The sequence below is a fragment of the Mangrovibacterium diazotrophicum genome, from assembly GCF_003610535.1.
Lineage (GTDB): Bacteria > Bacteroidota > Bacteroidia > Bacteroidales > Prolixibacteraceae > Mangrovibacterium > Mangrovibacterium diazotrophicum.
This window is the reverse complement of record NZ_RAPN01000001.1, coordinates 1,116,335-1,129,485: the sequence shown is the minus strand read 5'-3', so window position 1 is coordinate 1,129,485 and position 13,151 is coordinate 1,116,335. Positions and strand designations below refer to the sequence as shown.

The window sequence follows — 13,151 nt, the reverse complement described above, 5'->3', positions numbered from 1 at the left end:
AAAATGAATGTCCTAAAGAAATCTTATTTAATTGTCATCGTCGTTGGAGTGATTATACTCATCTTCTTCGGTAGTAGTATGTTTTTCACCATTCAGCCCGGCGAACGAGCTATTATTTTCCGGCCATTCGGAGATGGTTTGGATAAAGAAAATATCTACATGCCTGGTTTTCATGTTGTCGCGCCTTGGAACGACCTGATTGTGTACGATGTGAAAGAACAGCAACGGGAGGAAACCATGGATGTTCTCGATAAAAATGGTTTGAATATTAATGTTGACGTGTCCGTTCGTTTCAACCCGGTGTACGATAAAATTGGCTATTTGCACGAAGTTTTCGGCAAGCGGTATATTGATCAATTGATCATCCCCGAAGTTCGCTCAATGGTGCGTCAGGTGGCGGGCCGTTACACAGCCGAGGAAATCTATTCGACCAAACGTAGCGAAGTGGAACAGGCAATCATTGATGAGACCAAAATTATTTTGGAGAAGAATAACATTGACATGCGTGCTTTGCTGATTCGTTCCATCAATTTGCCGGATCAAATTCGGGTGGCAATCGAAAATAAATTGAAGACCGAGCAGGAAGCATTGGCCTACCAATTCCGCCTAACCCGCGAAACGTCTGAAGCTGAGCGGAAGCGAATTGAAGCGGAAGGTATTGCAGCTTATAACCAGATTATTAATTCGAGTTTAACTGACAAAATTTTGAAACAAAGAGGAATAGAGGCAACGCTGGAGTTGGCGAAATCGCAGAATTCGAAAGTTGTGGTCGTTGGCAGTGGCAAGGATGGTTTGCCGCTGATTCTCGGAAACAATTAAAGATATTAACTTTGAAGGCCGGTCGGGAAGTAATTTCCGGCCGGTTTCATTTTTACTAAAACAGTTGCCATGAGAAAAATATTGAATGTTCATAGAAACGATGATCCGGAACTTTACCAGTGCATCGGATGCTCGCCACATAACCCAATTGGTCTGAAACTGGAATTTTGGGAAGACGGTGATGAACTGTATGCCGAATGGGAACCACAGCCAAATTTTATGGGCTGGGTGAATGTGTTGCACGGTGGAATTCAAGCCACTTTGCTCGATGAAATTGGGGGCTGGGTTGTGTATGTCAAGTGCGGAACTGCAGGTGTTACAACAGAGCTGAATGTAAAATACAAGGAGCCGGTTTATACAAATACGGGGAAGATTACTTTACGTGCGAAGTTGTTGGAAAAACAACGGAGAACTGCCAAAATTGAGGCCCGGATTTATAATTCGGAAGGGAAGTTATGCACGATGGCTGAAATGGACTACTTTATTTTTCCGGAACGAATTGCCCGGGAGAAATATCATTACCCTGGTGTGGAAGCTTTTTTCGATAAGGAGGACTAATTTGTTAGTCCATCTTTTCCATTAAATGTGTTGATTTTTGTCGAACCACGGAGTTAAATCCTGAATCCGAATTCATCGTCGGAGTCTCCTTTTGTGGAGTTGTTGTGTAAAGCGTTTTTTGCTCTTCTGTTTTTTCGGCAACAGGTTTTTCGATTACTTGTTCTTGTTTTACCGGTGCTGGGTTGGCGTCCTGGAGTTCTTTGGGATTGGCTTCAATGTTTTGAGAAACCTTCAACCCTAACAAGTAGAAAATCGAAGAGGTTAAAATAACTGCTTTCATGGTTTCGGATCAAAATTTGTCTAAAATTAGGCAAATCTGATCTTTCGGCGCAAAAATTTCGTTAAAAATACTTAACAAGAGGACAAACGTTTGCATTTGCCCGGCAAAACATGATAAATGACAGGAAATGAAAGACTGTGGAGTCTCCTTTTCCTGTCATTTATTTAACCAAAGCTCAGTTGGAATCCTGAGCGGTTATGATTAGTGTTGAATTGTCTATTTTTCGGGTAATCGGTCCCACCAGGTTTTTTTCAGAATCAGACCACACACGATGGTGATGGCGATCGTAATCCAAATCGGAAGTGTATCTTTCAGTACAATGTAGATTGGCATAGCAACCAGGGCTGTTTGCGCGGTTGTTCCGATGATCACATTGAACATGTCCAGCTTGAAATTTTTGTTGGGAACGAAAGTCGGATCTTCAGCCATGACTTTCGCTTTAATCGGTCCCCAGAATCCCCACGGGCGAACAGTTCGGTAGAATTCTTTCAAAACTTCCTCGTCGGTTGGTTTCGACAGGAAAGTACCCAACATGGCACCGATTACCGAAACCAGCAGCAGCCAAGGGAAATAGTACAAATCCAAAGTTTCTGTGAAGATGTAAGGGAAAATCAACGCTGGGATCAGGCCAGCCACCATACCCCAGAAATAGCCATAGCCATTAAAACGCCACCAGTACCATTTCAACACGTTGGATACCACGTAGCTGCCGTAAAGCGCAGACACGATCCACTGCAACATGCTGTTTACGTTTTGGGCGAAAACGCCGAAGATGATACTGATAATTACAACGATAATCCCGGTTGCGTAGTTGATATTTTTAAGTTTGTTATTGGAAGCATCGGGGTTTACGTAGCGCAGGTAAATATCGTTAACCACGTAGGCTTGGGCAGCATTTAGCGTTCCGGCAAAGGTTGAGTTGAAGGCTGCCAGCAAGCCAGCGAGAAGCAATCCCATAAAACCAACAGGAACGAATTCGGCAATTGCCGACGGCAGAATTTGCTCGAAGTCAATTTGTCCGGCAACCATCAGGTTTAAACGGTCGAAGTAGAGGATTCCCAATACGGCAAAACCGGCAATCATGAAGTAGCGGATTGGCATCAAAACCACCGATACGAAAGCACTCATTTTGGCTGCGTCTTTCGGCGTTTTTGTTGAAAGAATTTTCTGCATATCATAGGTTGGTGCCGGACCGGCAATGGAAACCAGCAATCCTTTGAAGACCATCATCATAAAAAAGATCGTGAAGAGCGAATAGCCATCGCTGGCAATTTTGTCATTCACCTGGTCGATCATTCCCCGCCAGTCGAGCCCATCGAGCTTCCACCCGAAGAAGGGGGTTTTCCAGCCATCCGGCACATTCAATGTTTCTACAGTCAGCGCTTTCATGGCCAGCACGCCAATCAGAATTGCCGAAATGGTCATGATGATGTATTGCAAAACATCGGCCCAAACAATACTGGTCATTCCACCCAGAACGGCATAGAAAACGGCGAACAGCGTGAAGGTGATCCCGTAAATGTGAGGAACGTAGGCTTCCGGCACAGTGAAAGGTATATAAGGAGCCACAACATGCCAGGGGATAAAAATCATCACAAATTTGCCCAGCCCGATAAAGCCATAAGCCAGATAACCCAGGCAAAGGATGAGCGCGAAAATAACCACGACGCCGTGCGAAAGGCTACTGTCCAAACTCCTTCCAAAGCGGGTATTGATCCATTCGGCACCGGTTGTTACATTCGAGCGGCGTAGCCAGATACTCAGGAAAACCATTAAAAATACCTGGTTGAACACCGGCCAAAGCCAGGGGATCCAGATACTTTTGAGCCCATACACAAAAAGAAGTGTCACCAGCCACATGGTGCCGGAAATGTCGAACATTCCGGACGCGTTGGACAAGCCAAGCATATACCAGGGCAATTTGTTTCCACCAAGAAGATAATTGGATTTGCTTTTTTGAGCGACTTTTTTCAAAACCAGTCCGATAACGACTGTAGCCACCAGGTACAACGCAATAATAATTACGTCGGTAATAGTCAGATTCATTGGTTGAGGGTTTATAAGTTGTTGGGTTAAAAATAGCAATTATTGGCGTTAATCTCGGGCCTTTTGCCTTTTATTTTCGGTTAAATTGGGTAGGAAAAAACAAGTGAAAACATCACTGCTGCAAGCAAATGGAGAAAATGGTGAGATTTTAAGTGAACGGGCCGCAAGTTTTTCTATAAATTCGTGTCAAAACCAAAACTGAATACCTCAAAAATGACTGATCAGGACTTGGTGCAGCAAATCAATGATGGCGATGAAAAGGCCTTTCGGCTCTTGGTGGATCGTCATCAAAAGATGGTTTTGCACACCTGTCTGGGCTTTGTGCAGGATCGAAATGATGCGGAGGATCTGGCGCAGGAAATATTTGTCGAATTATATCATTCGTTGCACAAGTTTCGGGGTGAATCGAAGTTGTCAACCTGGATCTACCGCATTGCTGTGAACCGATCGCTCAATTTTGTGCGCGACAACAAGCGGCGGAAGTTTTTCCGTTCGGTTGGGATCAGTTTGGGAGATGAAACGAAAGTGGATGTGCCCGATGAAAGCTGGAGTTCCAGGCCCGACCACGAAGTAGAAAATGATCAACGAAGAACCAATTTGTACAAAGCTATAAATAGTTTGCCCGAGCGTCAGCGTGTGGCTTTTACGCTGAGCAAACTGGAAGATCTCGCGTACCAGGATATTGCAGAAGTGATGGGGCTTTCCCTGTCGTCGGTCGAATCGTTGATTCACCGCGCAAAACTTGGATTGCAAAAGAAGTTGTACCAGTGCTACAAAAAGGGCATTTGAGTGCACAAGTTTTAATTGAAAAATGTGTCAAACGATTATGAAAACGATGAACCATCATAGCGTTCGCAAAGAGCTGATTTTCTACCTGGAAGGCAGTTTGCCTGAAAAAACGAGGGAGCAGGTTGCCGCTCACCTGGAAGAATGTGGCGAGTGCATGACATACTTTCTGGAGTTGAAAAGCAGTTTGCTTTTGCTGGATGAAAACAGGACACAAGACCCCGGCCCGTATTTTTACACAGGTGTCAAAAACAGGATTGATGCGCGGCGCAGCGTTTCCGGGGTTCGTTGGCAACGCGTGCTTCAACCGGCGCTAATTGTTTTGCTGCTCGCGGTCGGAATTCGGTTCGGCATTTGGGTGGGCGATCATGCCCGAGCCGATCTTGCTTCGACCGAGCAGGCAGTGTTGGTGCCGTTTGATGATTTATCCGAAGAACCCATTGAAGAATTTCTTTTAAACTTTGAGTGATGTTTCGAAACGTGAAAATATTAAGCTGGCTGGTCGTGATCCTATTGGTTACAAACGTAGCCACGGTAGCGACAGTTTTTTATCACAGTAATGATGAAGAGCGCTCGTCGCGCGAGCGGGTAGAAACGAAAGTTCCCGGGGACCGGCGAACCCGTTTTTTCAAAGAGGAACTCAATTTGAGTGAAGCCCAACTCGAGCCTTTCCGTGAAGCCAACCGGCGGTTCAACCGTCGGGCACGGGGAATTGCTGACGATATGAGTCAGTTACGCGTGGAAATGCTCGACGAATTATTCTCTGATTCGGTTAGTCGGGAAGATCTGCAAGCGATCGCGCAACGAGTAGGTGTAGAGCATCGGGATCTGAAGTTGGCAACCTGCGACTTCTACCTCGAATTGAAGTCGATCTGTAATGATGAACAGAAAGCTCGGTTGGCAGATATTTTTCAGTCGTTGCTTAACAGCGACGAACGCGTTCAACTACCAGGTAAAAAGCACCGGCAGGGCAGGCCTGAATAATATTCATTCTTCTTCATTTGATCCTGATCCAATCCCTGGTTCAGGATTTTTTTTGTTTTTTCTCTTTTAACACCACAAGTTTTCATTTCAATCGGTGTCAAGTAGTAAAACCTTCAAGTCGGAGGGAAAACAAAACAACATCGAATGAATTTAAAAACAGAAGTTATGAAAACAACAATTGGAATTTTAGCAATGGTTTTATTGGTGACATTGGGACTGAATACAAATGCACAAAACCCAAAGAAAAATTCGTGTATCAACGGAATTTCAAATTTGACCGATGAACAGAAAGCTTCGATCACCGAACTGGAAACAAGCTTTCAAAAGCAAATGGCTGAATACCGGACCGAGCGCCAGTCGACAACCGATCTGGAAGCGAAGCAAGCAATTCGAGAAAAAATGCTGAATACCCGCGATGCCCATCGAAAAGACATCAACGGCTTGTTGAATGCTGATCAGCAAAAAGAATATGCGGCCTGGCAAAGTGCGCGTCAAGCCCGTGGAAACAATGGCAGCGCAGTGGGGCAATCCGGCAAAAAAGGAAAAGGACAGGGTAAGGGCAACGGTCAGGGCCGTTCGGGAAATGGTTCCGGAACTTGTCGTGCTAACAGTTAGTCATTTCAGTTATGAAAACAAAAGTAAGTGGAATTTTACTGGCAGTCTTGCTCTCAGTTGTAATGAGCAGTTACGCCGGAGTTGGCAGCGAAAGCCTGACTGATGAGGCGAAAGCGGGGCTGCTGCAAATGCGCGAAGAAGAGAAACTGGCGCACGACCTGTACACGGCCTTTGGTGATTTGTACGATCTACGCATTTTCGAGAATATCCCGATGGCTGAAGCCAATCACATGGCGGCTATTGCTACTTTGTTGGACGCCTTTGGTTTGGATGATCCAGCAAATCCCGAAGCGGGTGTTTTTCAGAATGAAGAATTGCAGGCTACTTACGATCAGTTGTTGAGTGACGGCAAAGTTTCGCTGGTAGCGGCGTTGGAAAGCGGTGCCTACGTGGAGGAATTGGATATTCAAGATCTGGAACGCTTGCTGGATGAAACAACAGATGAGTCGATTAAAGTGGTGTATTCGAATTTGCTTCGCGGCAGCCGAAACCACCTGCGGGCCTTTACCAGGGTGTTGGCCAACAACGGCGAGAACTATGAACCGAAACTCCTTCCACAGGATCATTTTGATGAAATAGTTGAAGGAGATATGGAACGAGGAGGACAAGGGCAGGGGAACTGTCGTGGTCGCGGATGCGGGAAAAACAACTAGAAACGAACGAATAGAAACAGAAAGAGCGGACCTGAATCCGCTCTTTTTATTTTTTAGCCCATGATGACTTTTACTTCGCAGCTGGCTTTTCCGATTATCGGAACCAGGCTGCCGTCCGCTTTTTCACCATCAATCCAAAGTTCTATTACGCCTTTCATCACACCGTTCGGGTTCGTGACTTCAATGTTGAAAGTCGTTCCTCGGAATGTACGGGTTACTTGGAAGCCATCCCATTCTGCCGGAACACACGGATCCATCAATAGTCCGTCGTAAGTTGGGCGGATGCCCAGAATGTATTGGGTGATGGTGTAGTAGTTCCAGGCTGCCGTTCCGGTTAACCAAGAGTTTTTAGCTTCGCCTGGTTTGAAAGCGTCTTTCCCGGCAATCATTTGGGCGTACACATAAGGTTCCACTTTGTGCAGGTCGCTCAAATGTTCGGTGTAAGCGGGACAAATCTTCCGGAAATAATCCCAAGCGCGGTCTCCGCGACCCTGCACCGTTTCCCCGATCATAATCCAGGGGTTGTTGTGGCAGAAAATACCGGCGTTTTCCTTGTAGCCAGCAGGGTAGCTTGAAATTTCGCCGTACTCAATGTAATATTTTGTGAAGGCCGGGTTGTTCAGTACAATGCCGTGTTCGCAATCCAATCGTTCTTTCACTGAGTCGAGCGCTTTGGCAACCATACCTTCTTCCATGCCGATTCCGGCCATCGTACACCAGCCATTCGATTCGATGAAGATTTTGCCTTCTTCGTTTTCATCCGATCCAACTTTGTTACCGTAGTAGTCGTAAGCGCGCAGGAACCATTCGCCGTCCCAACCGTGTTGTTTCACGGCTTCTACCATCGCGTCAATGTGTTTTTGAGCGCGGTCGGCTTCCTCGTTTTTGTCCAGCTTGCGGCAAAGCTCCACATAGTCGCGTCCGTAAACCACAAACAAGCCGGCAATCATCAAACTTTCGGCTTTGCTACCTTCGGTTTTGTTTTCGGTCGTTTGGAAGCTTTCATTCGGGTCGTTTGAGAAGCAGTTCAGGTTGAGGCAGTCGTTCCAGTCAGCACGACCGATCAACGGCAATCCGTGAGGCCCGAGGTTGTTCACCACGTGGTCAAACGAAACCGTGAGGTGTTCGAACATGGAAACTTCGGTTCCCGGTTCGTTGTCGAATGGGACAGGCTCAACCAGAATACTGAAGTCGCCGGTTTCTTTGATATAGCTTGTTGCACCGAGAATCAGCCACATCGGGTCGTCGTTGAACCCTTGACCGATCTCGTTATTTCCTTTTTTCGTCAATGGTTGATACTGGTGATAACAACCGCCGTCGGGAAATTGTGTTGAGGCAATATCAATGATTCGTTCGCGGGCGCGTTCCGGAATTTGGTGCACAAAGCCAATCAAATCCTGGTTCGAGTCGCGGAAGCCCATACCACGGCCAATGCCGCTTTCGAAGAACGAAGCCGAGCGCGAGAAACAGAAGGTTATCATGCACTGGTACTGGTTCCAGATGTTGACCATGCGATTCAGTTTTTCTTCCTTCGAGTTGAGCGTGAAAACACCCAGCAGTTTTTCCCAGTATGCTTTTAGTTCGGCCAATGCCGCATCCACTTTTTCTGCGGTGTTGAAACGCTCCAGTGTCGCTTTGGCTTTCGTTTTATTAATAATGTTCTTGGATTCCCATTTATCGTCTTGTTCATTCTCAACGTAGCCCAAAACGAAAACCAACTCTTTGCTTTCGCCGGGTTGAAGCTCCACTTCGACGAAATGCGACGCGATTGGCGACCAGCCATGCGCGACGCTGTTTCGTGGTCCGCCTTCAAGAACAGTTTGCGGCTCGTCGAAACCATTGTACAGTCCGAAGAATGTTTCGCGGTCGGTTTCAAAGCCTCCGATTGGTGCGTTTACCGAGTAGTAGGCATAGTGATTGCGGCGCTCTTTGTATTCTGTTTTGTGGTAGATGGTGCTTCCGTCAATTTCAACCTCGCCGGTTGAGAAGTTTCGCTGGAAGTTTTCCATGTCGGTTGCGGCATTCCAAAGTGCCCATTCGACAAACGAGAACAGCTTTATTTTTTTGCTTTGATCGGTGTTGTTCTTCAAACTTACCTTTTGAACTTCAGCCCAGGTTTTCAATGGAACAAAGTACAGCACTTCAGCTTCGATACCATTTTTAGCCCCTTTAATGACCGTGTAATTCATACCATGGCGGCACGAATAGTCATCCAGCGGAGTTTTGCAAGGTTTCCATCCCGGGCTCCAAATAGTCCCGCCATCGTTGATGTAAAAATACTTGCCTCCGTTGTCCATCGGCACATTGTTGTATCGGTAGCGCGTAATCCGGCGGAACTTGGCATCCTTGTAAAAAGAATAGCCGCCGGCTGTGTTCGAAATTAAGCTAAAGAAATCTTCGTTGCCTAAGTAGTTGATCCAAGGCCAGGGTGTTTGCGGGTTGGTAATAACATACTCCCGCTTTTCGTCATCAAAATGTCCGAAATTCATAAGTCGTGTTGTTGGGTTTATAAGCCAGAATTGTCTAATTCCGAAGCAAAAATAAATTTAATTGTAAAAAGTACAAAAAGATAGGCGCAAAATTAAATATGTTGTAGAAAAGTTATTTTAAAAATGGAGGGATTACTGTTTGTTCAGACTCTCGAGAAACAGCATCAGCTCGCTTTTGTAGACTTGAAAACAGCTGTTTAGCTTTTTGTGCTGCTTGTTCAGGAAACGAGTCAGTTTCGCATCATCGTCGAGCGTTTTCAGTTCGTCCAGGAATTCCCAACGCAGTTGTTCGAACCAACTTTCCTCCTTCAAAATCCGGCGACGGCCATATTGGATTTCGTAATAGGACGACACATCTGACGCGTGTTTCATTGAAACTTCCAACGAGAGACGGGCCAATGCTCCGGAATAAGCGCGAATGAGCAACCAGTTTTTGTGAACTTCGTCGGAGTATTCGATCATGAATTTGAGCTCTCCGATTTCCTGGTAGAACTGGGCGACTTGTTTATTGTCAAGGTATGACTGCAGATTATCAAGCGAGTTTTTGGTTGAAGCGATAAACTGAATTAAACCGGTATTTTGCTGCTTGTTGCCGTTGGTCTGATCAGCCTGAATTGAGTTATTCAATTCATTTAAAAAGCTTTCCACGTGAGTCATAACTGTTGAATTTTAACGGCAATTTAGTTTTAATGGCCTAAAATCCAACAGCGGTACACTCTGCATTTACTGAAATCGGCAATCTGTTGAGCAATTCAGATATTCGGACGAGCAAATGCTAATTTTTCAAAGTTGAATTGTCATATGTTCTGAATTTCGATTTATTTTTTGACTCGAAGAATCTTTGCGCTAAATGAAAAAAGGACGGTGAAGGCCGTCCTTTAGATCTATATTGCGAATGAAACTATTGCTTGTTTTTTAGCAGATGCGACTCAATGTTGTCTACAAACATTTGTCGCGTCTGGTCTTTTGTCCGCCCTATTCCGGCTGTCATCATTGGTTTTCCTTCAACAGGAATGTAAAGGAATGCCGGGATGCTGCTGATTCCAAATACACTTGCCAGCTCTCGTTCTCTCTGCGTGTCGATTTTGTAAACAATCACTTTGCCATCATATTCTTTGGCAACATCCTCCAAAATGGGTCCTGCAATTTTACATGGACCGCACCAATCGGCGTAAAAATCAATAATCACAGGTTTGTCGCCCAAAAATTTCCATTCGTTGGGAGAGTCTTCGTAGTTCCAAACCTCTTTTAAAAATTGTTCCTTACTAATTAGGCTAACGCTGTGTTCCTGCGGATCATCCGGGTTTTGAGTTTGATTCTCCGTTTTTGAGCCGGAAGCGCAGCTGGTTAGTGTAAGAACAGCGAAGCTGAATGCTAAAAATATATTTCTCATAGTGCCTTTTCCTTTCCGTTTATTTGAGTCTATCGGATTGTCTTCAACTACAAATATATAACCTTGGGTCTAAGTATTGACCTAAAAATAGCTAATAAATGTAAATATATAGAAAAATGAATATGTATCCACTTCCTGGTCTGTCGAATGGTGCATTAACGGGCAACGTCTTTTTGTCTTTTAAGAATTCTCAATTGTTTGGTCAAAACGGTTCGAGATTTACTTCTGGGTGATTTTAGCATTTGTTTTGAACAAGTTGTTAAGTTCTTTTTTATCTCTTTTGAAAACTGTATTTTGCGATTCCTGAAAATAGATTACTTACTATGAGAAATGTTTATGTTTTAATTGTCACGGCATTGATTCTGAATGCTTGTGCTAACCCCAAATCGATGAATGATATACAAAAATCTTATGTGCCGGAGACACCGAAACTAACATCGGATGTGATGACTCCGGAGGTGCTGTGGTCATTTGGACGGCTCGGAAATGCAAGCTTGTCGCCCGATGGGAAAACGGTGCTGTACGCGGTAACTTATTTCAATATTGAAGAAAATAAAGGCTACCGAGAACTGTATTCGGTACCGGCAGACGGTGGCGAAGCAGTACAATTGACCAATACCGCGTCGAACGAATCGGAGCCGATGTGGCGGCCTGATGGAGAGAAAATTGGCTATATCTCGTCAGCGAGTGGTAGCAGCCAGTTGTGGGAAATGAACCCTGACGGCTCAAATCCGGAGCAGATCACCGACATTGAAGGCGGAATCAACGGATTTAAATATGCACCAAACTCGAAGGAAATTGCCTATGTGAAACAGGTGAAACTGGACGAAAACATTCATGACATGTTTCCGGATTTGCCGAAAGCAAATGCCCGTCTGGAAAGTGATCTGATGTATCGACACTGGGATAACTGGCATGACTATACGTACAATCACATTTTTATCGCCAAGCTCGGAGCGGAACGAATTACCGGCGGCAAGGATTTGCTGGAAGGGGAGAAGTTTGATGCACCTGATCGCCCATTTGATGGCACCGAGCAATTGGCGTGGAGTGCTGATAGCAAGAAATTGGTTTATTCATCCAAAAAGTTGAGTGGAAAGGCTTACGCCGAGAGCACGAATACTGATTTGTACGAATACGATATTGAAACCGGAAAGACCCGAAACCTAACAGAAGCACACAAAGGCTACGATAAAAATCCAAGCTTTTCGCCTGATGGTAAATACCTGGCGTGGACGAGCATGGCGCGTGATGGTTACGAATCGGATCAAACGCGTTTGTTTGTGATGAACCTGGAAACCGGAGAAGAGAAAAACTATTCGGCTAATTGGGAGCAAAATGCGGAGCACCTGAGCTGGAGCCGCGATGCCCAAGCAATTTTCTTCATCAGCGATATTCATGCAACTGATGAAATCTACCGGGTAAGCATCGCAGACGGACACATTCAGCGTTTGACCGATGGCGTGCACAATTACCAGACAGTTGAAGAAGCAGCTAATGGCAAATTGGTGGCAACGAAAGTTTCGATGTCGCAACCAGCCGAATTGTACCTGGTTGACATGGCTACCGGAACCGACGAGCCATTGACAGCTGTGAACAAAGGACTGATGGATCAGTTGGAAATGGGTAAGGTGGAAAGCCGCTGGGTAAAAACAGTCGACAACAAAGAGATGTTGGTTTGGGTAATCTATCCGCCTCATTTCGACCCGAACAAAAAATACCCGGCCATTTTGTATTGCCAGGGTGGTCCGCAGGGAACAGTTAGCCAATTTTGGTCGTACCGCTGGAACTTCCAGATGATGGCCGCGAACGATTACATTATCGTGGCTCCAAACCGTCGCGGTTTGCCGGGCTTTGGTATGGAATGGTTGGAACAAATCAGCAAAGACTACGGTGGCCTGAATATTCAGGATTACTTGTCGGCGATTGATGATGTGGCCAAGGAGCCCTATGTGGATGAAAATCGTTTGGGCGCAGTTGGTGCCAGCTACGGTGGCTTCTCTGTTAACTACCTGGCTGGTCACAATGAGAGCAAGCGTTTTAAAGCGTTCATTTCGCACTGTGGTATTTTCAACTTCGACCAAATGTATGTGACTACCGAAGAAATGTGGTTTGAAAACTGGGACATCGGTGGCCCTTACTGGGACAAATCGAATGCTGCCGCTCAGCGCTCATACACGTTCTCTCCGCACTTGTTTGCAGGCAAATGGAACACACCGATTTTGGTGATTACCGGAGAAAAGGATTTCCGGATTCCGTTCACACAGGGGATGGGAGCATTTAATGCGGCAGTGCTGCAGGATATCCCGGCCGAGTTTTTACACTTCCCCGAAGAAAGTCACTGGGTGACTACCGCTCAAAACGGTATTCTGTGGCAGAGAGTGTTTAAAAATTGGCTGGATAAATGGTTGAAATAATCGAACTCCGAGGATAACGCAAAAGGGCATTTCACGACAAATGGGATGCCCTTTTTCTTGGCCATAAATTTGCTTTCTGATGGCTTTTCTACCTAGAAATAAGGAGAAAGA

The 13,151-nt window shown here is 45.5% G+C and carries 13 protein-coding genes; 8 read left to right on the top strand and 5 right to left on the bottom strand.

Annotated elements, in window-relative coordinates; genetic code table 11:
- The first annotated feature begins 3 nt into the window (after positions 1-3).
- Both BC643_RS04580 and BC643_RS04575 read left to right on the top strand, forming a co-directional pair.
- The gene (locus BC643_RS04580) at positions 4-819 is read left to right on the top strand and encodes a prohibitin family protein (protein WP_120271979.1); all 816 of its coding nucleotides are present in this window, start codon (positions 4-6) and stop codon (positions 817-819) included.
- Between the two features lie 69 nt (positions 820-888).
- Positions 889-1,377 (top strand): PaaI family thioesterase, encoded by a 489-nt coding sequence (locus tag BC643_RS04575; protein ID WP_120271978.1) that lies wholly within the window; start codon positions 889-891, stop codon positions 1,375-1,377.
- Positions 1,378-1,381: 4 nt separating this feature from the next.
- Here the strand turns inward: BC643_RS04575 and BC643_RS04570 are convergent, their stop codons facing one another.
- Both BC643_RS04570 and BC643_RS04565 read right to left on the bottom strand, forming a co-directional pair.
- Entirely contained in the window at positions 1,382-1,657 is a 276-nt protein-coding gene (locus BC643_RS04570; RefSeq protein ID WP_120271977.1) for a hypothetical protein, read from the bottom strand.
- A gap of 216 nt (positions 1,658-1,873) precedes the next feature.
- Positions 1,874-3,703: a sodium:solute symporter family protein gene (locus BC643_RS04565; RefSeq protein WP_120271976.1), complete on the bottom strand. Its 1,830-nt coding sequence runs from the start codon at positions 3,701-3,703 to the stop codon at positions 1,874-1,876.
- 213 nt (positions 3,704-3,916) lie between these two features.
- Between BC643_RS04565 and BC643_RS04560 the strand changes: the two genes are divergently transcribed.
- The 5 genes from BC643_RS04560 to BC643_RS04540 all read left to right on the top strand — a co-directional run bounded on the left by BC643_RS04560 (position 3,917) and on the right by BC643_RS04540 (position 6,741).
- Positions 3,917-4,492 (top strand): RNA polymerase sigma factor, encoded by a 576-nt coding sequence (locus BC643_RS04560; protein WP_120274141.1) that lies wholly within the window; start codon positions 3,917-3,919, stop codon positions 4,490-4,492.
- 37 nt (positions 4,493-4,529) lie between these two features.
- Positions 4,530-4,958 (top strand): anti-sigma factor family protein, encoded by a 429-nt coding sequence (locus BC643_RS04555; protein ID WP_170154451.1) that lies wholly within the window; start codon positions 4,530-4,532, stop codon positions 4,956-4,958.
- Positions 4,958-5,473 carry a Spy/CpxP family protein refolding chaperone gene (locus BC643_RS04550; protein ID WP_120271974.1) on the top strand — a complete coding sequence of 172 codons (516 nt, stop codon included), beginning with the start codon at positions 4,958-4,960 and terminating at the stop codon, positions 5,471-5,473. Before BC643_RS04555 ends, BC643_RS04550 begins: the two co-directional genes overlap by 1 nt.
- 165 nt (positions 5,474-5,638) lie before the next feature.
- Positions 5,639-6,088 (top strand): hypothetical protein, encoded by a 450-nt coding sequence (locus BC643_RS04545; RefSeq protein WP_147377144.1) that lies wholly within the window; start codon positions 5,639-5,641, stop codon positions 6,086-6,088.
- A gap of 11 nt (positions 6,089-6,099) precedes the next feature.
- A complete protein-coding gene (locus BC643_RS04540) occupies positions 6,100-6,741 on the top strand; it encodes a DUF2202 domain-containing protein (RefSeq protein WP_120271972.1) in 642 nt (213 codons plus the stop codon).
- 53 nt (positions 6,742-6,794) lie between these two features.
- On the opposite strand, the gene BC643_RS04535 is transcribed toward BC643_RS04540, so the two are convergent.
- The 3 genes from BC643_RS04535 to BC643_RS04525 all read right to left on the bottom strand — a co-directional run bounded on the left by BC643_RS04535 (position 6,795) and on the right by BC643_RS04525 (position 10,623).
- A complete protein-coding gene (locus BC643_RS04535; RefSeq protein WP_120271971.1) occupies positions 6,795-9,230 on the bottom strand; it encodes a GH36-type glycosyl hydrolase domain-containing protein in 2,436 nt (811 codons plus the stop codon).
- Positions 9,231-9,362: 132 nt separating this feature from the next.
- Entirely contained in the window at positions 9,363-9,887 is a 525-nt protein-coding gene (locus BC643_RS04530) for a hypothetical protein (RefSeq protein WP_120271970.1), read from the bottom strand.
- Between the two features lie 244 nt (positions 9,888-10,131).
- Complete coding sequence (locus BC643_RS04525) at positions 10,132-10,623, bottom strand: thioredoxin family protein (protein ID WP_120271969.1); 492 nt, start codon at positions 10,621-10,623, stop codon at positions 10,132-10,134.
- A 323-nt stretch (positions 10,624-10,946) separates the two neighbouring features.
- On the opposite strand from BC643_RS04525, the gene BC643_RS04520 reads away from it, so the two are divergent.
- Entirely contained in the window at positions 10,947-13,040 is a 2,094-nt protein-coding gene (locus BC643_RS04520) for a S9 family peptidase (protein WP_120271968.1), read from the top strand.
- The last annotated feature ends 111 nt before the right edge of the window (positions 13,041-13,151 follow it).